At 60.3% G+C, this 20,700-nt stretch carries 20 protein-coding genes; 13 read left to right on the forward strand and 7 right to left on the reverse strand.

Annotated features, from left to right (window positions below; translation table 11 throughout):
- Positions 1-12: 12 nt before the first annotated feature.
- Complete coding sequence (locus AB7933_RS01640) at positions 13-1,014, reverse strand: LLM class flavin-dependent oxidoreductase (protein WP_024072590.1); 1,002 nt, start codon at positions 1,012-1,014, stop codon at positions 13-15.
- A gap of 218 nt (positions 1,015-1,232) precedes the next feature.
- Between AB7933_RS01640 and AB7933_RS01645 the strand changes: the two genes are divergently transcribed.
- On the forward strand, positions 1,233-1,664 hold the full coding sequence (locus AB7933_RS01645) for an OsmC family protein (protein WP_024072591.1): 432 nt from the start codon (positions 1,233-1,235) through the stop codon (positions 1,662-1,664).
- A 145-nt stretch (positions 1,665-1,809) separates the two neighbouring features.
- Positions 1,810-2,049: a DUF1161 domain-containing protein gene (locus AB7933_RS01650; RefSeq protein WP_024072592.1), complete on the forward strand. Its 240-nt coding sequence runs from the start codon at positions 1,810-1,812 to the stop codon at positions 2,047-2,049.
- On the opposite strand, the gene AB7933_RS01655 is transcribed toward AB7933_RS01650, so the two are convergent.
- Entirely contained in the window at positions 2,050-2,472 is a 423-nt protein-coding gene (locus AB7933_RS01655; protein ID WP_024072593.1) for a hypothetical protein, read from the reverse strand.
- A 142-nt stretch (positions 2,473-2,614) separates the two neighbouring features.
- Between AB7933_RS01655 and AB7933_RS01660 the strand changes: the two genes are divergently transcribed.
- Entirely contained in the window at positions 2,615-3,652 is a 1,038-nt protein-coding gene (locus AB7933_RS01660; RefSeq protein WP_024072594.1) for an aminopeptidase, read from the forward strand.
- A 308-nt stretch (positions 3,653-3,960) separates the two neighbouring features.
- Here AB7933_RS01660 and AB7933_RS01665 read toward each other — a convergent pair whose 3' ends face one another.
- Complete coding sequence (locus AB7933_RS01665) at positions 3,961-4,620, reverse strand: HAD family hydrolase (protein ID WP_024072595.1); 660 nt, start codon at positions 4,618-4,620, stop codon at positions 3,961-3,963.
- A complete protein-coding gene (locus AB7933_RS01670) occupies positions 4,617-5,159 on the reverse strand; it encodes a gamma carbonic anhydrase family protein (protein ID WP_024072596.1) in 543 nt (180 codons plus the stop codon). The genes AB7933_RS01665 and AB7933_RS01670 overlap by 4 nt, the downstream gene beginning before the upstream one ends.
- 101 nt (positions 5,160-5,260) lie before the next feature.
- Here AB7933_RS01670 and prlC point away from each other — a divergent pair, with 101 nt between their 5' ends.
- A complete protein-coding gene (prlC, locus tag AB7933_RS01675) occupies positions 5,261-7,312 on the forward strand; it encodes an oligopeptidase A (protein WP_041160804.1) in 2,052 nt (683 codons plus the stop codon).
- Complete coding sequence (locus tag AB7933_RS01680; RefSeq protein ID WP_024072598.1) at positions 7,309-7,581, forward strand: YheV family putative zinc ribbon protein; 273 nt, start codon at positions 7,309-7,311, stop codon at positions 7,579-7,581. Before prlC ends, AB7933_RS01680 begins: the two co-directional genes overlap by 4 nt.
- A gap of 109 nt (positions 7,582-7,690) precedes the next feature.
- On the opposite strand, the gene AB7933_RS01685 is transcribed toward AB7933_RS01680, so the two are convergent.
- Entirely contained in the window at positions 7,691-8,347 is a 657-nt protein-coding gene (locus AB7933_RS01685; protein ID WP_024072599.1) for a tyrosine-protein phosphatase, read from the reverse strand.
- A gap of 274 nt (positions 8,348-8,621) precedes the next feature.
- On the opposite strand from AB7933_RS01685, the gene AB7933_RS01690 reads away from it, so the two are divergent.
- Genes AB7933_RS01690 through AB7933_RS01700 form a run of 3 tightly spaced genes read left to right on the forward strand, consistent with a single transcriptional unit; the run spans position 8,622 to position 12,433 of the window.
- Entirely contained in the window at positions 8,622-9,374 is a 753-nt protein-coding gene (locus AB7933_RS01690; protein WP_024072600.1) for a gluconate 2-dehydrogenase subunit 3 family protein, read from the forward strand.
- A gap of 2 nt (positions 9,375-9,376) precedes the next feature.
- Positions 9,377-11,161 (forward strand): GMC family oxidoreductase, encoded by a 1,785-nt coding sequence (locus AB7933_RS01695; RefSeq protein WP_024072601.1) that lies wholly within the window; start codon positions 9,377-9,379, stop codon positions 11,159-11,161.
- A gap of 12 nt (positions 11,162-11,173) precedes the next feature.
- Complete coding sequence (locus AB7933_RS01700; RefSeq protein ID WP_041160805.1) at positions 11,174-12,433, forward strand: cytochrome c; 1,260 nt, start codon at positions 11,174-11,176, stop codon at positions 12,431-12,433.
- An 81-nt stretch (positions 12,434-12,514) separates the two neighbouring features.
- Here AB7933_RS01700 and AB7933_RS01705 read toward each other — a convergent pair whose 3' ends face one another.
- Entirely contained in the window at positions 12,515-12,772 is a 258-nt protein-coding gene (locus AB7933_RS01705; RefSeq protein ID WP_024072603.1) for a hypothetical protein, read from the reverse strand.
- A gap of 222 nt (positions 12,773-12,994) precedes the next feature.
- Here AB7933_RS01705 and AB7933_RS01710 point away from each other — a divergent pair, with 222 nt between their 5' ends.
- From AB7933_RS01710 to AB7933_RS01720, 3 genes are all read left to right on the forward strand, one after another.
- On the forward strand, positions 12,995-14,053 hold the full coding sequence (locus AB7933_RS01710; RefSeq protein ID WP_024072604.1) for a PA0069 family radical SAM protein: 1,059 nt from the start codon (positions 12,995-12,997) through the stop codon (positions 14,051-14,053).
- Between the two features lie 226 nt (positions 14,054-14,279).
- Positions 14,280-15,011, forward strand: a complete 732-nt coding sequence (locus AB7933_RS01715; protein WP_024072605.1) for a carbonic anhydrase — start codon at positions 14,280-14,282, stop codon at positions 15,009-15,011.
- Positions 15,012-15,096: 85 nt separating this feature from the next.
- Positions 15,097-16,644 (forward strand): SulP family inorganic anion transporter, encoded by a 1,548-nt coding sequence (locus tag AB7933_RS01720; protein WP_024072606.1) that lies wholly within the window; start codon positions 15,097-15,099, stop codon positions 16,642-16,644.
- A gap of 222 nt (positions 16,645-16,866) precedes the next feature.
- On the opposite strand, the gene AB7933_RS01725 is transcribed toward AB7933_RS01720, so the two are convergent.
- Positions 16,867-17,514, reverse strand: a complete 648-nt coding sequence (locus AB7933_RS01725) for a hypothetical protein (RefSeq protein WP_024072607.1) — start codon at positions 17,512-17,514, stop codon at positions 16,867-16,869.
- A gap of 368 nt (positions 17,515-17,882) precedes the next feature.
- Here AB7933_RS01725 and coxB point away from each other — a divergent pair, with 368 nt between their 5' ends.
- Together coxB and ctaD are read left to right on the forward strand one after the other, a co-directional pair.
- Positions 17,883-19,010 carry a cytochrome c oxidase subunit II gene (coxB, locus tag AB7933_RS01730; RefSeq protein WP_024072608.1) on the forward strand — a complete coding sequence of 376 codons (1,128 nt, stop codon included), beginning with the start codon at positions 17,883-17,885 and terminating at the stop codon, positions 19,008-19,010.
- A gap of 58 nt (positions 19,011-19,068) precedes the next feature.
- Complete coding sequence (gene ctaD, locus AB7933_RS01735; RefSeq protein WP_024072609.1) at positions 19,069-20,658, forward strand: cytochrome c oxidase subunit I; 1,590 nt, start codon at positions 19,069-19,071, stop codon at positions 20,656-20,658.
- Positions 20,659-20,700 lie beyond the last annotated feature (42 nt).

Raw genomic sequence — 20,700 nt, forward strand, 5'->3', positions numbered from 1 at the left:
TTCGCCTGGGGTTTAGCCCTTCATCAACTGCGCCAGCAGTTCGTAGGAATGAATCCGGTCGGCGTGCTCGTACAGGTCGCAGGTGAAGATCAATTCGTCGGCGCCGGTCTGTTCGATCAACACCTCCAGTTTGGCGCGGATCTTCGCCGGGCTGCCCACCATCGCCAGGCCGAGGAAGCTGCCGACCGCGTCTTTTTCATGGGGCAGCCACAGGCCATCCATGGTTTTCACCGGTGGGCGCTGCACCAGGCTCTGCCCGCGCATCAGCGCCAGGATGCGCTGGTACACCGAAGTGGCCAGGTAATCGGCTTGCTCATCCGTATCCGCGGCCACCAGCGGAATGCCGAGCATCACGTAGGGCTTGTCGAGCACGGCGGAAGGCTTGAAGTGGTTGCGGTACACGCGAATCGCCTCATGCATCAGGCGTGGTGCGAAATGGGAGGCGAAGGCGTAGGGCAAACCGCGCTCCCCCGCCAGTTGCGCGCTGAACAGGCTGGAACCCAGCAGCCAGACCGGCACGTTGGTACCGGTGCCCGGTACGGCGATCACCCGTTGGTCGGGGGTGCGTGGGCCCAGGTAGGCCATCAGTTCGGCCACATCTTCCGGGAAGTCGTCGGCGCTGCCGGAGCGCTCACGGCGCAGGGCACGGGCGGTCATTTGGTCGGAGCCGGGAGCGCGGCCCAGGCCCAGGTCGATACGACCGGGGTAGAGGCTTTCCAGGGTGCCGAACTGCTCGGCGATCACCAGCGGCGCGTGGTTGGGCAGCATCACGCCACCGGAGCCGACGCGGATGGTCGAGGTGCCACCGGCCAGGTAGCCCAGCAGTACCGAGGTCGCCGAACTGGCGATACCGTCCATATTGTGGTGTTCCGCCACCCAGAAACGGTGGTAGCCGAATTTTTCCACGTGCTGGGCCAGGTCCAGGGAGTTGCGCAGTGACTGCGCCGGACTGCCGTTGGCCCGTACGGGCACCAGGTCGAGGGTCGAGAACTTCACGTCGGACAGCGATTTCATAAGCCTGCTTCTCCAAATGGGGGGCGCAGGCTTTTTAGACGAACCAAAACCTGCCGCTTCATGTGCATGTTCTATGCAATGAGGGCATATACCCGAGATTCAATAGCGAGGGTGAAATTTCCTACTAAATTGCTAGGTTTCTCCGACAAGATGAACTTTGCAGGGGCGACTATCCTCAGAACCCTTACTGACGCAAAACCACGTTCGAGGAGACAGCTATGAGTATCGTTAAAAAAGCATCCGCGCATTGGGAAGGTGATCTGAAGACTGGCTTGGGTTCCATTTCTACGGAAACCGGCGTACTGCGCGAAGCGCCCTACGGCTTCAAGGCCCGTTTCGAAGGCGGCAAGGGCACCAACCCTGAAGAACTGATTGGTGCGGCCCACGCCGGCTGTTTCTCCATGGCCTTTTCCATGATCCTGGGCGACGCCGGGCTCAAGGCTGACAGCATCGACACCCAGGCCGAAGTGACCCTGGACCAGGTCGAGGGCGGCTTTGCGATCACCGCCGTGCACCTGGTGCTCAAGGCCAAGATCCCCGGCGCCAGCCAGGCGCAGTTCGATGAATTGAGCAAAAAGGCCAAGGAAGGGTGCCCGGTGTCCAAGGTGCTGAATGCGAAAATCAGCCTGGATGCCACGCTGGTCAACTGACACCGCCTTAAAAATGTGAGAGGGGCAAGCCCCCTCCCACATTCAGTTGTGCGTTAAATCAGAACTCGTGTTTCCCCGATGTGGTCCTATAGCCTATGCAGCCTTAGGCGCACACCCGTGCGCATGCATTCAGGGAGCTTCACACATGAAACGTTTTGCCTTGGCGATCATCTGCGCTGTGCTGGCCACATCGGCCGTGGCCGCTCCAAAAGATTGTGAAGAGCTCAGGAAAGAGATCGAAGTGAATATCCAGGCCAAGGCGATTCCGTCCTACACCCTGGAAATCATCACCGCCGAAGAAGCCAAGAATCATGACAGCGCGATGATTGTCGGTACGTGCGAAAACGGCACCAAGCGCATCCTCTATCAGAAAAATAACGACTGATCACAGGCAGTTGACGCTGCGTTCTTCAGCCAGCAATTGGCGAGCGGCGTTATACAGCCGGATATTCGGCGTGAAGGCCAATGAGCGCCCTTCCAGGCGATAACGTTGGCCGGCCTCGAAATGGTCATACTGCAGGGTGATGAAACAGGTACGGTCGCTCGTTTGCCCAAAGCCATTGAGGCTGCCGCCGGTCGGCACCTCGAAATCAAAGCGCACCATCAACTCATGACTGCCCGGCGGCACCTGGAAGAAGCGTCCGTCCGGAAGGTTCTTGCCGTCCAGTCGCTGGGCCATCACCAGTTTTGCGCCCGGTGTCGGCGTGGCGAAATCGACCCAGGCCTGTTTGGGGTCGACCGGCGGGATGGGCGTCGAGGCACAGGCGCTGAGAAACAGGGCGGCGACGGTAAGCAATAGCGGACGCATGGCAGGCACTCAACGAAAGAAAAGGTATGAGCCCGCTGCCGATGACAACAGACTCCCCATGAGTATAAACATGCCCAGGCATGGAAAAATTCCGTGCTGGCGCGATAGGCTGGCGAGCAAATTACCCAGGAGCAGTCGGGGCATGGTCAGGCGTTTTCTTCCGGGGTTGTTGGTGGGGCTGCTCAGCGGTTGCTCCAGTGTCAGTTATTACAGCCAGTTGGCGAGTGGCCAGTGGCAGTTGTTGCAGGCCCGGGAGCCGGTGGCGCAGGTCATTGCTGATCCCTCTCGCCCGCAATTATTGCGTGACCGCCTTGCACAAGCGCAGAAGGCCCGCACCTTCGCCAGCCAGCATCTGCACCTGCCCGACAATCAGAGTTACCGCCTGTACGCCGATATCGGCCGGCCCTATGTCGTGTGGAATGTCTTCGCCACCGAGGAATTTTCCCTCTCCCCCCAGAACCATTGCTTCCCCATTGCAGGCTGCGTGGCCTATCGCGGCTATTACAGCCAGGGCGCGGCACGGGGCGAGGCGGCGTTGCTCAAGCAACAGGGCATGGATGTATCGATCGGAGGGGTCGAGGCCTATTCCACCTTGGGCTGGTTCAATGACCCGATCATGAGTTCAATGATGAATTGGGGGGACGAGCGCCTGGCCACGTTGATCTTCCATGAGCTCGCGCACCAGCGCTTCTATGTGAAGGACGACACCGAATTCAATGAGTCCTTTGCCAACTTCGTCGAGCAGGAAGGCACGCGACAATGGCGCGCCGCCCGTGGCCTGGCGCCTTTGAGCGATGCAGCGTTGCAACAGCGCGATCAGTTTATCCGCCTGATTCTTGATACTCGCAAACGCCTGGAGGCCTTGTACGCACAGCCGTTGTCGGCTGCGTTGATGAGGCGGGCCAAAGCGGCGGAATTTGAGCGCTTGCGCAGTGACTACCAGCGCATGCGCGACAGCCAGTGGGGCGGCGACAAGCGTTATGACGCCTGGATCAACCAACCCATGAACAACGCGCGGTTGTTGCCGTTCGGGCTGTATGACCAATGGGTGCCGGCGTTTGCCGCGTTGTTTCGGCAGGAAGGCGGGGATTGGCTGAAGTTCTATGCGGCGGTGGAGAAGCTGGGCGAGTTGCCGGTGGGGGAGCGCAAGGCTGCGTTGAGGCAGTTGGAAGGGGGTTGATCTGTAAGGCCTCATCGGGGCATAGGTATCTACACAACTTAGGCTCAACGCTGCCCCCCGGCAGACAGGGCTGTTGTGGCGAGCGGGCTTGCCCCGCGTTGGGCTGCGAAGCAGCCCCACTAAGATCACCGCGCTGTTTCAGATAGACCGCGGACTGAGGTTTTAGGGCTGCTGCGCAGCCCAACGCGGGGCAAGCCCGCTCGCCACAGGGAGAGTTCTCAAGGTCTGAAAGTTGCGTAGATACCCATGCTCATCGGGGGCAAGCCCCCTCCCACATTTGATCGGCGAACTTGCCCCCGATGGCGGTCTCAGGGCCGCTGCAAAAACGCCTGATGCATCTGCGCCAACGTCTCAAAGTGCCAAGTCGGCGCCTCAGCATTCAACTCTTCGAAACTACCAAACCCATAACCGACAGCCGCCGAATCCAGCCCATTGCTGCGTGCGCCGATCAGATCATGCTTGCGATCACCGATCATCAGGGTGGTCGCCGGGTCCAGCCCCTCCTCGCTGATCAGGTGGGCGATCAGCTCGACCTTGTTGGTGCGCGTGCCGTCCAACTCGCTGCCGTAGATCACCTTGAAATGTTTGGCAAAATCGAAATGCCGCGCAATTTCGCGAGCAAACACCCACGGTTTGGACGTGGCCACGTACAGTTGGCGTCCCTGGCCGTTCAATTCTTCCAGCAACGGCATAACCCCCTCGAACACCCGGTTTTCATACAGCCCGGTGACCTTGAAGCGCTCACGGTAGAAATTCACCGCCTCCCACGCCTTCGCCTCGTCGAAACCGTAGAACTGCATGAACGCTTGCAGCAACGGCGGGCCGATAAAGTGTTCCAGTTTGGTCAAGTCAGGCTCATCGATCCCCAGTTTGCCGAGGGCGTACTGGATCGAACGGGTGATGCCTTCGCGTGGGTCGGTCAGGGTGCCGTCGAGGTCGAATAAAACGGTCGGATAGTGCAGGTTCACTGGTCGAACCCCTCTGCCAGGTGCAGGTCTTTGAGCTTGACGTAGTTCGCGGCGCTGTAGGTAAAAAAGGCGCGCTCCTTGTCCGTCAGGGGGCGGATTTGCTTGACCGGGCTGCCGACATACAAAAAACCGCTGTCCAGTTTTTTGCCCGGTGGCACTAGGCTGCCAGCGCCGATGATCACATCGTCCTCCACTACCGCGCCGTCCATCACGATGCTGCCCATGCCGATCAGGATACGGCTGCCCACGGTGCAGCCATGCAGCATGACTTTGTGGGCGATGGTCACGTCGTCGCCGATCAGCAGTGGGAAACCCTCCGGGTTGAACGGCCCCGCGTGCGTGATGTGCAGTACGCAACCATCCTGCACGCTGGTGCGCGCACCGATGCGGATGCGGTGCATGTCGCCACGGATCACGGTCAGCGGCCAAACGGAGCTGTCGGTGCCGATTTCGACATCGCCGATCACCACTGCCGAAACGTCGACAAAAGCCCCGGCGCCCAGGGTTGGCGTGTGGTTCTGATAGGTGCGAAGGGTCACGATAGCCTCTCTCTCTTCTGCTGATAGCTGCGGTGGGCGTTGATTGTAATTAAGATGGCCCCATCTTTGTCTTACCCGTTTCTTCAGCCAAGGTGCCAACCGTGAGCGCGAACAACCCTCTTTTGCAGTCCTACGACCTGCCGCCGTTCTCGGCGATCCGTGCCGAGCACGTGCAGCCGGCCATTGAACAGATCCTCGCGGACAACCGTGTTGCCATCGAAGGCATCCTGCAAAGCCAGGGGGAAAATCCGACGTGGGCCGGCCTGGTCCTGGCCATGGACGAACTCAACGACCGCCTGGGCGCCGCCTGGAGCCCGGTCAGCCACTTGAATGCCGTATGCAACAGCGCCGAACTGCGTGAAGCCTACGAGGCATGCCTGCCGGCATTGAGTGCCTATTCGACCGAGATGGGCCAGAACCGTGAACTGTTCCAGGCTTATGAAGCGCTGGCCAACAGCCCGGAAGCCGCCGGTTTCGACGTGGCGCAAAAAACTATCCTGGAACACTCCCTGCGCGATTTCCGCCTCTCGGGTATCGATTTGCCGCCCGAGCAGCAAAAACGTTATGCCGAAGTGCAGAGCAAACTCTCCGAACTGGGCAGCAAATTTTCCAACCAACTGCTGGATGCCACCCAGGCCTGGACCAAGCACATCACCGATGAAGCCACGCTCGCCGGCCTGACCGACTCGGCCAAGGCGCAGATGGCCGCCGCTGCCCAGGCCAAAGGCCTCGACGGCTGGTTGATCACCCTGGAGTTCCCCAGCTATTACGCGGTGATGACCTACGCCCAGGACCGCGCCCTGCGTGAAGAAGTCTACGCCGCCTACTGCACCCGGGCGTCGGACCAAGGCCCGAATGCCGGTCAGAACGATAACGGCCCGGTGATGGAACAGATCCTCGACCTGCGCCAGGAACTGGCCAAGCTGCTGGGTTTCGCTTCGTTCTCCGAACTGAGCCTGGCCACCAAGATGGCCGAGTCCAGCGACCAGGTGTTGAGTTTCCTGCGTGACCTGGCCAAGCGCAGCAAGCCGTTTGCCGCCCAGGACCTGCAACAGCTCAAGGCCTACGCCGCCGAACAAGGCTGCGCTGACTTGCAAAGCTGGGACAGCGGGTTCTACGGCGAAAAACTGCGTGAGCAACGCTACAGCGTGTCCCAGGAAGCCCTGCGCGCCTACTTCCCGATCGACAAAGTGCTCAGCGGCCTGTTCGCCATCGTGCAGCGCCTGTACGGCATTGAAATCGCCGAACAGAAAGACTTCGACACCTGGCACCCGGACGTGCGCCTGTTCGAAATCAAGGAGAACGGCCAGCATGTCGGTCGCTTCTTCTTCGACCTGTACGCCCGCGCCAACAAGCGTGGCGGTGCCTGGATGGACGGCGCGCGTGACCGCCGTCGTACCATCGACGGTGTGCTGCAGAGCCCGGTGGCCAACCTGGTGTGCAACTTCACCCCGGCCGACAGCGGCAAGCCGGCCCTGCTGACCCACGATGAAGTGACCACCCTGTTCCACGAATTCGGCCACGGCCTGCATCACCTGCTGACCCGCGTTGAGCACGCCGGCGTTTCCGGCATCAACGGCGTGGCCTGGGATGCGGTGGAGTTGCCGAGCCAGTTCATGGAGAACTGGTGCTGGGAGCCGGAAGGCTTGGCGTTGATCTCCGGCCACTATGAAACCGGTGAGCCGCTGCCCCAGGACCTGCTGGAAAAAATGCTGGCGGCAAAGAACTTCCAGTCCGGCCTGATGATGGTGCGACAGCTGGAGTTCTCGCTGTTCGACTTCGAACTGCATGCGACGCATGGCGACGGACGCAGTGTGGCGCAGGTGCTCGAAGGGGTGCGCGACGAGGTCTCGGTGATGCGTCCACCCGCCTACAACCGTTTCCCCAACAGCTTTGCGCACATTTTTGCTGGCGGTTATGCCGCGGGTTACTACAGCTACAAGTGGGCTGAGGTGCTGTCGGCCGACGCCTTCTCCAAGTTCGAAGAAGAAGGCGTGCTCAATGCCGAGACCGGCCGCGCATTCCGCGAAGCCATCCTGGCCCGTGGCGGCTCCCAGGAGCCGATGGTGCTGTTCGTCGACTTCCGCGGACGCGCGCCGTCGATTGACGCACTCTTGCGCCACAGCGGCCTGAGCGAGGGCGCGGCAGCATGAGTGACGGGCCTGTGATCACCAAGAAGCAATTTATCGCCGGGGCGGTCTGCCCGGCGTGCAGCGAGCCGGACAAGCTCAAGATGTGGACCGAGGACAGCGTCCCGCACCGCGAATGCGTGGCTTGCGGGTATACCGATACGCTGAATGATCAAGGTTTGTCGGTGCCCAAGGAGTTGGGCACGCGGGTCAATACGTCGGCGTTGAAAGCGCCGGATCCGAAGGTGCAGGCGGTACAGTTTTTTCCTAATCCGAAGCTGAAGAAAGACTGACGCATCCACGCAAGCCCCTGTAGGAACGAGCTTGCTCGCGAAAAACGCGAGGACGCCGCGGGCATTCAGGATACCCGCGGCGTCGTTGAGGCTCTTCGCGACCTTGCGCCTACAGTTTTTCCTCTGGCTTGCCGGAGGTCGTAATCCAATCCTTCATCGAACACAGGGCAAAGGCGCTGGTGCTGCAATCGCCCTTCGCCAAGGCTGTGCGCAACTTGTCGATATCGGCTTTCATCATGTAGCGAATGCCATCCTTGAAGCCGTTGCTGGTACCGAACCCGCCCAGGGTCATTTCGTTCAACGCCTCTTCCTTGCTCCATCCCTGAACCACGACGCGATACATCGCCGCCATCAGGCCGGTGCGGTCCGAGCCGTGCTTGCAGTGCATGAGCACCGGGCCATTGGCCTGGGCCTCCTGGATCGCGCGGAGCGCTGCCAGCACGTCGGTGTCATCGACATGGTTGGTGCGATAAGCCAACTGCACCTGCCGGATGCCAGGGGCCTTGAGCCAGCTGGCGTCGGATTCCGGCAGGAAGTTGATCACGGTGCCGATCTTGAGTTTTTCCAGCAGGGGCGCCGCGTTGCTGTCCGGCAGCGCGCTGCGGTAGAGCGTGGGTGTCATCTGGTGCAGGTTGTACTGGTCGCCCACGGGTTGCGCCCACTCCGGCGAACGGATGGACGAGTTTTCATCGGCGTGGGCGTGAGCCGTGGCGAACAAGGCCATGAATGCAAGACCAAGGGCTGGCAGTAATTGTGGCTTGAACATGGGCGACGTGACCGAATGGGGGAAGTAGGTTGATGGCGCCCAGAGTCGATGAACAGGGGTCAACAGGGCGTGAGGCGGCTGTCAAAGAATCGTGAAGCAATGTTCTTTTCTTGATGAACCGATTCTCCTGATCCTTAGCCTGCTATCATTTGTAACTATTGATTGCCGCTGCGTTCTATCTCCTTGGATCGGTTGGATCCAACTTGCTGCCGCTAACTTCAAGCTGCTCCCTAGAAGCCGCTGATAAACCCGTGACCCCATGATGAGGTGCCCCATGTCTGATCAAGATCAAGACAACCCCCGGCGTGACTTCCTGCGCAAATCCTTGACCTTGATCCCGGTGGTCACGGTTGCCAGCACCGGTCTTGGCGGTTCGATGCTGATGGCTACGCCCGAGCCTGCCCAGGCCGCGCCGGCCCAGCCTGCGGCCAGCGGCAAGGCCTATGAGCCGAGCTATTTCACCGCTGAAGAGTGGGCGTTTATCAACGCTGCTGTCGCGCGCCTGATTCCCGCCGATGCACAAGGCCCGGGCGCCCTGGAAGGGGGCGCGCCGGAATACATCGACCGTCAGATGAACACGCCTTACGCCAGCGGCGCACTGTGGTTCATGCAAGGGCCGTTCAACGCCGATGCCGCGCCGGAGATGGGCTGGCAAAGCAAATTGGTGCCCAAAGAGATCTACCGACTGGGTATTGCCGCCACGGATGCCTGGTCGAAAGCGTTCAACGGGAAGGTTTTTGCCGCGCAAGACAGCGCTACCCAGGACGATATGCTCCACCGTCTGGAAGCCGGCGGCAGCGAAGTGACCGCGCATTTCGACGCGGTACCGCCGAAGATGTTTTTCAACCTGCTGCTGCAAAACACCAAGGAAGGGTTCTTCTGCGACCCGATCCACGGCGGCAACAAGGGCATGGTCGGCTGGACCATGATCGGCTTCCCCGGCGCGCGCGCCGACTTCATGGATTGGGTGGAACGCAACGAGCAATACCCCTTCCCGGCTGTTTCCATTCGCGGCGAGAGGGCATAAACGTGGCGACCATCATGAAGAAAGTGGATGCGGTGATCGTCGGCTTCGGCTGGACCGGCGCGATCATGGCCAAGGAGCTGACGGAAGCTGGCCTGAATGTGGTCGCGCTGGAGCGCGGCCCGATGCAGGACACCTATCCGGATGGCAACTATCCCCAGGTCATCGATGAACTGACCTACAGCGTGCGAAAAAAACTCTTCCAGGACATTTCCAAGGAGACGGTGACGATTCGCCATAGCGTGAACGACATCGCCCTGCCCAACCGTCAATTGGGTGCATTCCTGCCGGGCAATGGCGTGGGCGGTGCCGGCCTGCATTGGTCAGGCGTGCATTTTCGCGTCGACCCTATCGAGTTGCGCATGCGCAGCCATTACGAAGAGCGCTATGGGAAGAACTTCATTCCCAAGGACATGACCATCCAGGACTTCGGCGTCAGCTACGAAGAGCTGGAACCGTTCTTCGACTATGCGGAAAAAGTCTTCGGCACCTCTGGCCAGGCCTGGACCGTCAAAGGCCAGTTGGTCGGCGAAGGCCGTGGCGGCAACCCCTACGCGCCCGACCGCTCCAACCCGTTCCCGCTGGAAGCGCAAAAAAATACCGTGTCGGCCCAACTGTTCCAGAAGGCCGCCACCAGCGTAGGTTATAAACCCTACAACCTGCCGTCAGCCAACACCTCGGGGCCTTACACCAACCCCTATGGCGCACAGATGGGCCCGTGCAACTTCTGCGGTTTTTGCAGTGGCTACGTGTGCTACATGTATTCCAAGGCGTCACCGAACGTGAACATCCTGCCGGCACTGCGCCAGGTGCCTAACTTCGAACTGCGGCCCAACTCCCATGTGCTCAAGGTCAACCTCGACAGCACCAAGAGCAAGGCCACCGGCGTGACCTATATCGACGCCCAGGGCCGGGAATGCGAGCAACCGGCGGACCTGGTGATCCTCGGCGCGTTCCAGTTCCACAACGTGCGCCTGATGCTGTTGTCCGGTATCGGCAAGCCCTACGACCCGGTGACCAACGAAGGCGTGGTGGGTCGCAACTTCGCCTATCAGAACATGGCTACCATCAAGGCGTTCTTCGACAAGGACACCCACACCAACAACTTCATCGGGGCTGGTGGCAATGGCGTGGCCATCGACGACTTCAATGCGGACAACTTCGACCACGGGCCTCATGGCTTTGTCGGGGGCTCGCCGATGTGGGTCAACCAGGCCGGCAGCCGACCGATTGCCGGCACCTCCAACCCTCCGGGCACTCCGGCCTGGGGCAGCGCCTGGAAACGCGCTACGGCTGATTACTACACCCACCAGGTGTCGATGGACGCCCACGGCGCCCATCAATCCTATCGGGGTAACTACCTGGATCTGGACCCGGTGTACCGCGATGCCTACGGCCTGCCGCTGCTGCGCATGACGTTCGACTGGCAGGAAAACGACATCAAGATGAACCGCTTCATGGTCGAGAAAATGGGCAAGATTGCCGAAGCGATGAACCCCAAGGCCATTGCCGTGTTGGGCAAGAAGGTCGGGGAGCATTTCAATACCGCGTCGTACCAGACCACCCACCTTAACGGTGGCGCGATCATGGGCACCGACCCGAAAACCAGCGCTTTGAACCGCTACCTGCAGTGCTGGGATGTCCACAACGTATTTGTCCCGGGTGCGTCCGCGTTCCCCCAAGGCCTGGGTTACAACCCCACAGGCCTGGTGGCAGCGCTGACCTATTGGTCGGCCCGGGCGATCCGCGAGCAGTACCTGAAAAACCCCGGCCCGCTGGTTCAGGCATAAGGAGCGATGACCATGAAAGCACTTGTTATCGCCTCCCTGGCGTTGCTCAGCAGCTGTTCGGTAAGCGCAGCCGAAACCGACCTGATCCAGCAGGGCGAATACCTGGCCCGCGCCGGAGACTGCGTGGCCTGCCACACGGCCAAGGGTGGTAAACCGTTCGCGGGTGGCCTGCCGATGGAGACCCCCATTGGTGTGATCTATTCCACCAACATCACCCCGGACCAGACCGGCCTGGGTGGCTACAGCTTCGAGGACTTCGACAAGGCCGTGCGCCATGGCGTCGCCAAGAGTGGTAGTACGCTTTACCCGGCGATGCCCTACCCGTCTTACGCCCGTGTCAGCGAGAGCGATATGCGGGCGTTGTATGCGTACTTCATGAAAGGCGTGGAGCCCGTCGCGCAGGAGAACAAAGACAGCGACATTCCTTGGCCGCTGAGCATGCGCTGGCCGCTGGCGGCGTGGCGTTGGATGTTCGCGCCTGAGGTGGCGCACGACCAGGCGGCGGGTGCTGAGCCGGTGATCAGCCGGGGTGCCTATCTGGTGGAAGGGCTTGGCCACTGCGGCGCGTGCCATACGCCGCGTGCCCTGACCATGCAGGAAAAAGCCCTGAGTGCCACTGACGGCAACGCGTTCCTGTCCGGCAGTGCGCCGCTGGAAGGCTGGATCGCCAAGAGCCTGCGCGGCGACCACAAGGACGGCCTCGGCAGCTGGAGCGAGGCGCAACTGGTGCAATTCCTCAAGACTGGCCGCAGTGATCGCAGTGCCGTGTTTGGTGGCATGAGCGATGTGGTCGTCCACAGCATGCAGTACATGTCGCAAGACGACCTGACTGCTATCGCCCGCTACCTCAAGAGCCTGCCCGCGGTCGATCCCAACGACGCACCGCACCAGTACGACAAGCAGGTGGCTGAAGCGCTATGGAAAGGTGATGACAGCAAGCCGGGCGCGTCGGTGTACATCGACAACTGTGCGGCCTGCCACCGTACCGACGGCCATGGTTATACGCGGGTGTTCCCGGCGCTGGCGGGTAACCCGGTGTTGCAGACGGCGGATGCCACGTCGCTGATCAACATTGTGTTGAACGGTGGGACCTTGCCGGCAACGCACACAGCGCCGTCCACCTTCACCATGCCGGCGTTCGCCTGGAGGCTGTCGGACCAGGAAGTGGCGGATGTGGTCAGTTTCGTGCGGGGTAGCTGGGGTAATAAAGGTGTTGCAACAAGTGCTGCGCAAGTTGCGGAGTTGCGTAAAAAACAGGGCGATAAGAACTAAATAAGTTCGAGTGTCGCGCGCCCAACTTATATAGGGTGATTTATATAAGTTGGGCGTTTTCTATTTCTTGGAACGCTTCGTTTAATTTGACTTTCGCTGGCAGGTCTTCGCGAAGGCATTGGCCATAGTCAGGAAAATTGCCTTGTCTTCGTTATCGAAGTCGCCGTCATTGTCCAGGTCTGTTGGGCTGGAGGTCGTGTCGTAATGCCCATCTTTCTTGGATGAAGAGGCATACATAGCGTACGAAAGATCCCCATTGGTAAAACGCTCGAGTAAGATTTCCGGGCTGTTATCTTTCTCAAAGTCTTCACAAGTCAAACGTATTTCGTCCTGAGACATACTTGGATCCTTTTGGTGTTTATTAAGTTGGGACAGGATCATAAGTGCATGCTGAAAGCTTAATCCATGAACTAAGTGTGGCGATTTGTTACTTGAAAGCTCACATGTAATACCTTGCACTTACACATGTAAGTAAATTGCCTGGCGACTTCCTGCCCAACGGTGCTGGCGCGAAACGTCGGGTTGAAATACTGTATGTAGATACAGTATTGAGGTATGCCCATGAATTCCCCCCTACCGCCCCGTGGCCGGGGCACGGCCACCAACCTGCACAACCGCTTTGCGCCCACCGCCAGCGTGGCCGAGGACGACGGTTGGTACCAGGAAGTGCCGCCGACCCAGGGCACCGAAGTGCGCATCGAGACGGCCAAGACCATCATCACCCGCAACAACTCGCCAGACCTGCCGTTCGATCGCTCGATCAACCCGTATCGTGGCTGCGAGCATGGCTGCATCTACTGCTATGCGCGACCCAGCCATGCCTATTGGGACCTGTCGCCAGGGCTGGATTTCGAGACCAAGCTGATTGCCAAGAGCAACGCGGCCGAGGTGCTGGAGCAGCAACTGTCCAAACCGGGTTACGTATGCGCGCCGATCAACCTGGGCTCCAATACCGATCCATACCAACCCATCGAGCGCGAATACAAGATCACCCGGCAAACCCTTGAAGTGCTGCTGCGTTATCGGCATCCGGTGACCATCATCACTAAGGGCTCGCTGATCCTGCGCGATCTTGACCTGCTGACCGAACTGGCCCGGCAGCGGCTGGTGGCGGTGATGATCAGCCTCACCAGCCTGGATGACGAGCTCAAGCGCATCCTGGAGCCGCGCACGGCAGCGCCCAAGGCGCGGTTGCGGGCGATCCGGGTGATGCGCGAGGCCGGTATCCCGGTGGGGGTGTTGTGCTCGCCGATGATCCCGATGATCAATGACAGCGAGCTCGAAAGCCTGTTGGCCGAGGCCCACGCCGCAGGTGCTCAAAGTGCGGCCTACATGATGTTGCGCTTGCCGTTGGAGGTGGCGCCTTTGTTCGAGGAATGGTTGGCGGCGCATTACCCGCAGCGCGCGGCCCATGTGATGAGCCTGGTGCGCCAGGTGCGCGGCGGCGAGGTGTATGACAGCCGGTTCGGCGTGCGCATGCGGGGCGAGGGGCCGTTCGCCGATCTGCTGGCGCAACGTTTTGCCAAGGCGATCAAGCGCCTGGGCCTCAATCGTCGGGAAGGCTTTGATCTCGATTGCACGGCGTTCTGCCCACCGGGCAGACAAATGGTGTTGTTGTAGAATGATAAGAAGAATGCACTCTTCCTGTAGGAATAGTCGCGTTTTGACATCACTGAAACCCGCGATCTAGAGCGGTTCATTCAGTTTGAGTTAAGTTTTGGCGGTTACCTTGTTCAGCGAGTGACTGATGAGTCGGCGCCTATCATTGTGGGATTTTTCAACTAATCCACTGAGCGCGCGTCGAACTGACCTGACAACTCCCCTGCATTAATCAAGAGGATGAATCATGAGTGACAAGGATAAACAGCCGTTGGCTGCGTCGGCTTCAGCCCCTCAGGTGGCGGAATCCGCCGATGCAGCGCTAAAGCATATCGTTGACGGCTTTTTGCATTTCCATCACGACGTCTTCCCCCAGCAGGAAGAACTCTTCAAGAAACTCGCCACGGCCCAGAGCCCACGGGCGATGTTCATTACCTGCGCCGACTCGCGCATCGTGCCCGAGCTGATCACCCAAAGCTCCCCCGGCGACCTGTTCGTGACCCGTAACGTCGGCAACGTGGTGCCACCCTACGGGCAGATGAACGGCGGCGTTTCCACCGCCATCGAGTACGCGGTGCTTGCCCTGGGCGTGCAGCACATCATCGTATGCGGGCACTCCGACTGTGGCGCGATGCGCGCGGTGCTCAACCCCCAGAGCCTGGAGAAGATGCCGACGGTCAAGGCCTGGCTGCGTCATGCCGAGGTCGCCAAGGCCATGGTCCACGACAACTGCGACTGCGCCAATGAAGGCGAGAGCATGAAAGTGCTGACCGAAGAAAACGTCATCGCCCAGTTGCAACATTTGCGTACCCATCCTTCCGTGGCTTCGCGCATGGCCAATGGTCATTTGTTTATCCATGGCTGGATCTACGACATCGAGACCAGCGAAATCCGGGCCTACGATGCGGAACAGTCGGCATTCCGACCCTTGAACGGCACCGAGCCGATTCCATCCGCGACGCCTAAAGCGCGCTTCTAACACACTTCCCTGCCGGGTAAAGCGGTGGCTGCCATGGATGCAGCCAGGCTTTGCCGCGCCCGGCGAATGCCTCGGGAGAGTCATCATGCGTGCTGCTCAATTGAAAGCTGTATTGCCACGGGAGCTCCTCGCCTCCGTGGTTGTGTTTCTGGTTGCCCTGCCCTTGTGCATGGGGATCGCGATCGCTTCCGGCATGCCACCGGCCAAGGGCCTGATCACCGGGATTATCGGTGGCCTGGTGGTGGGCTGGATGGCGGGGTCACCGCTGCAGGTCAGCGGCCCGGCAGCGGGCTTGGCGGTGCTGGTATTCGAACTGGTGCGCCAGCACGGTATGGCAATGCTTGGGCCGATTCTGTTGCTGGCGGGCTTCCTGCAACTGGTGGCCGGGCGCTTGCGCCTGGGCTGCTGGTTCCGTGTCACGGCGCCGGCGGTGGTCTACGGCATGCTGGCGGGGATCGGTGTGCTGATTGTGCTATCGCAGATTCATGTGATGCTCGATGGCGCGCCCAAGCCCTCGGGGCTGGATAACCTGGTGGGTTTCCCGGCAGCCTTGGGCGAGGCGATTCCAACCCTGGGTGGCGGGCTCGGCTGGCAGGCCGGCCTGCTCGGTTTATCCACCATGCTGGTGATGTACCTGTGGGACAAATTCCGCCCGCAGACGCTGCGGTTTGTGCCGGGGGCCTTGCTGGGCGTGGGGCTGGCCACGGTCGCCAGCCTGGTGCTGGTGTTGCAGGTCAAGCGTGTGGAAGTGCCGGAAAACCTCGCCGACGCCATCGACTGGCTGCGGCCCGGCGACCTGCTGAACCTGGCTGATCCGCAGTTGTTGATTGCTGCGTTCGCCGTTGCGTTTATTGCCAGTGCCGAGACCCTGCTCTCTGCGGCAGCCGTCGACCGCATGCACAGCGGCCAGCGTTCTGACTTCGATAAGGAGCTGTCTGCCCAGGGCGTGGGCAACATGCTCTGTGGCCTGGTCGGCGCCCTGCCGATGACTGGCGTGATCGTGCGCAGTTCGGCGAACGTGCAGGCGGGTGCCACCACCCGCCTGTCGGCGATGCTCCATGGCGTATGGCTGCTGGGGTTCGTGTTGCTGCTGTCGAGCGTGCTGCAGAGCATTCCTGTGGCGAGCCTCGCGGGCGTACTGGTGTACACCGGGATCAAGCTGGTGGATATCAAGGCATTTCGGGCTCTGGGGCGTTATGGGCGTATGCCGATGTTTACCTATGCGGCCACGGCGTTGGCGATCATCTTCACCGACCTGCTGACCGGTGTGCTGGTGGGCTTCGGGCTGACGTTGGTCAAGCTGGCATTCAAGGCTTCGCGCCTGAAAATCAGCTTGGTCGACCTGCCCCGGGACGGTGAAATGGAACTGCGCCTGGTGGGGGCGGCGACCTTCCTGAAAGTGCCGGCGTTGACCCAGGTACTGTCGACCGTGCCTGCCGGGACCCTGCTGCATGTGCCGCTGAGTAACCTCAGCTATATCGACCATTCCTGCCTGGAGCTGCTGGAGGAATGGGGACGGGCCAACGCGGCCAAGGGCTCGAAGCTGATGATCGAGGCACGCGGGTTGAAGCGCCGGTTGGAAGGCCGGGTCAGGACGACGACGGGGATAGGTTCGGCGCCATCGATCGGCTGAGGGAACCGGATCAAAACGTGGGAGGGGGCAAGTCCTAATGCCGGTCAGTTAAGGCTTTTTTGTAGGAGCGAGGGGGACGCCTAGTTCTTGCTCGCGAAGAACTCACAGGCGCCGCGTTCATTCAGGCAACACGCGTTATCGTTGACGTTTCTCGCGAGCAAGAACTAGGCGTCCCCCTCGCTCCTACAGAAGGCGATGTACGCTTAACGTCAGCCTGAAACTTTAAGCCGGCTGATCCAACGCCAACTCAACCCCCAGCTTGCGGGACAGGCACGGCCAGCGCTTCCACGCGGCTTCCGTGTACGGGCTTTTCAGCTGTTCGCGATACGCCTCGACTGACTCCAGCGCAAAGCTGTCTTCGTTGAGCATTTCATCCACTGCCAGGTGCACCGCTTCGTCCAGCTGGTTGGCGAATGCTTCGCCGATCAACTGATGGGCAATCACGTTAGCCACGGTGGTATCTGCCGGAATCAGTGGCTGGCCAAAATGCTTGATATACAGATCATTGACTTCTTCAACCAGGCGATGGGCCAGGTAGGCCTCGTCCAACAGGCCGTCGAGTCCTTCATGGCCAGCCAGGATCGCGGGCGGTTGCAGGAAGAATTGTTCGGCGATCTTCAATACTGGCTTGATCTGGCTCTCGATACCGGCTTCGCGGGCCACATCGTTGGCGGCGTCCAGCAAGTCGGGGACAAGTTCGATGTAAGCCGTGACAAAGCGGGTCATGACAATGTTGCGATCGCCGTCAGCCAGGGAGATGGCCGAATGCAGGTGCGGCAATTGTTTTTCCAGCTGCTGGGCAAGCTGGCCAGTGAGGGCTTCATGTTGATGGGCATGGGAAATCTGCTCGCGCAATGCGGCGGTGTTCATGAAAGCTCCAGTGATGCAGGCGTTGGGAATAGGGAGAGCATAAGGTAGCTCGTTTATACGAGATCCTAAGACGCATTTGTCATAATTATTTCATGGTTATGCGTCCACGTTATATCGAATTGCCATCGTTTGTCGGATAAACGATTCCGCCCCCGGTTTTATTGGCTTTGGCGGTTCATTTTCGCTCATTTTCCCCTACACATTGCGGGGTTGCAGACCCTGTCTATACTCGGGTTTGTACGCAATTAGCTGATGACGCCAGACTGCATAAGCAGGTGAGGCTAAGCGGTTGTAAGCAGTATGGAAGCCGCTCCCTTCGACGCAGGTGCAAACCGGCGGGATAACAAGAACGATAAGGGGAACCCGCAATGACGCGACATCCACACGTTTGGATGGGCCTTCTGTTGTGGTCAGTATTCGGTCAGGCGCACGCCGCCTGGACAACGAATATGGCGCCAGGGGCGACTGAAGTCAGTCACGCTGTGTTCGACCTGCACATGACCATTTTCTGGATCTGTGTGGTAATCGGCATTGTTGTGTTTGGCGCAATGTTCTGGTCGATGATCCTCCACCGCCGCTCTACGGGCCAGGTCGCGGCCAAATTCCACGAAAGCACGACCGTGGAAATCCTCTGGACCGTGGTGCCCTTGCTGATCCTGGTGGCCATGGCCATTCCGGCGACCAAGACGCTGATCAACATCTACGACAGCAGTGAATCGGATATCGATATCCAGGTCACTGGCTACCAGTGGAAGTGGCATTACAAATACCTGGGCCAGGACGTGGAGTTCTTCAGCAACCTGGCCACGCCCGCCGAGCAGATCCACAACCAGGCGACCAAGGGCGAACACTACCTGCTGGAGGTCGATCAGCCGTTGGTACTGCCGGTGGGGGCCAAGGTGCGCTTCCTGGTGACGGCCGCCGACGTGATCCATTCCTGGTGGGTGCCGGCCTTTGCGGTCAAGCGCGACGCCATCCCTGGGTTCGTCAACGAGGCCTGGACCCGTATCGAGAAGCCCGGCATCTATCGTGGCCAATGCGCTGAACTGTGCGGCAAGGACCACGGTTTCATGCCGATCGTGGTCGAGGTCAAGTCCAAGGCCGACTACGACACCTGGCTCGGCGAACGCAAGGCCGAAGCCGCCAAGCTCAAGGAGCTGACCTCCAAGGAGTGGACGCTTGAAGAGCTGGTGGCCCGTGGCGATAAGGTCTACCACACCACCTGCGTGGCCTGTCACCAGGCCGAAGGCCAGGGCCTGCCGCCAATGTTCCCGGCGCTCAAGGGCTCGCCGATTGCCACCGGCGCCAAGGAAGATCACCTGCACCGCGTCTATTTCGGCAAGCCCGGCACCGCCATGGCGGCGTTCGGCAAGCAACTGTCCGAGGTGGATATCGCTGCGGTTGTGACCTACGAGCGCAACGCCTGGGGTAACAACAAAGGCGACATGGTCACGCCTAAAGACGTGCTGGCCATCAAGCAGGCGGAAAGCAAATGACTTCATTCATTGCATATGCCCCGAACCGCCCCGCCCATTCGCTTGCAGGAGAACGGCCATGAGCGCTGTGATCGATGACCATGGCCACGCCGGTGACCATGCCCACGGCCCCGCCAAGGGTTTGATGCGCTGGGTGCTGACCACCAACCACAAAGATATCGGCACCATGTACCTGTGGTTTGCCTTCACCATGTTCCTGTTGGGCGGCTCGTTCGCCATGGTGATCCGTGCCGAGTTGTTCCAGCCCGGCCTGCAGATCGTGGAGCCTGCGTTCTTCAACCAGATGACGACCATGCACGGCTTGATCATGGTGTTCGGTGCGGTGATGCCGGCGTTTGTCGGCCTGGCCAACTGGATGATCCCGCTGATGATCGGTGCGCCGGACATGGCCCTGCCGCGCATGAACAACTTCAGCTTCTGGCTGCTGCCGGCGGCATTCCTGCTGCTGGTTTCGACCCTGTTCACTCCGGGCGGTGGGCCAAACTTCGGCTGGACCTTCTACGCCCCGCTGTCCACCACCTACGCGCCAGAAAGCGTGACGTTCTTCATCTTTGCCATCCACTTGATGGGCATCAGTTCGATCATGGGCGCGATCAACGTGGTCGCCACCATCCTCAACCTGCGCGCACCCGGCATGACCCTGATGAAAATGCCGTTGTTCGTCTGGACTTGGCTGATCACCGCCTTCCTGCTGATCGCGGTGATGCCGGTGCTGGCGGGCTGTGTGACCATGATGCTGATGGATATTCACTTCGGCACCAGCTTCTTCAGTGCGGCCGGCGGTGGTGATCCGGTGCTGTTCCAGCATGTGTTCTGGTTCTTCGGCCACCCCGAGGTGTACATCATGATCCTGCCGGCGTTCGGTGCCGTCAGCTCGATCATCCCGACCTTCTCGCGCAAGCCGTTGTTCGGCTACACGTCGATGGTGTACGCCACGGCGAGTATCGCGTTCCTGTCGTTTATCGTGTGGGCGCACCATATGTTCGTGGTGGGTATTCCGTTGGTGGGCGAACTGTTCTTCATGTACGCGACCCTGCTGATTGCCGTGCCCACGGGCGTGAAGGTGTTCAACTGGGTCAGCACCATGTGGCAAGGCTCGCTGACGTTCGAAACACCGATGCTGTTCGCGGTGGCGTTCGTGATCCTGTTCACCATCGGCGGCTTCTCCGGGCTGATGCTGGCGATTGCCCCGGCGGACTTCCAGTACCACGACACCTACTTCGTGGTGGCGCATTTCCATTACGTACTGGTGCCCGGTGCGATCTTCGGCATCTTCGCCTCGGCCTACTACTGGCTGCCGAAATGGACTGGCCACATGTACGACGAAACCCTGGGCAAGCTGCATTTCTGGTTGTCTTTCGTGGGCATGAACATGGCGTTCTTCCCGATGCACTTCGTGGGACTGGCCGGCATGCCGCGTCGCGTGCCGGACTACAACCTGCAGTTCGCCGATTTCAATATGGTCTCGTCGATTGGCGCGTTCATGTTTGGCGCCACGCAGATCTTCTTCCTGTTTATCGTGATCAAGTGCATCCGCGGCGGCCCGCCGGCGCCGGCCAAGCCGTGGGATGGCGCCGAAGGCCTGGAGTGGAGCGTGCCCTCGCCCGCGCCGTACCACACCTTCACCACGCCACCGGAGGTCAAATGAACAGGTCCCCGATGATCCCCTGTGGGAGGGGGTTTGCCCCCG

This window comes from Pseudomonas gorinensis (genome assembly GCF_042015035.1).
GTDB classification, from domain to species: Bacteria; Pseudomonadota; Gammaproteobacteria; order Pseudomonadales; family Pseudomonadaceae; genus Aquipseudomonas; species Aquipseudomonas gorinensis.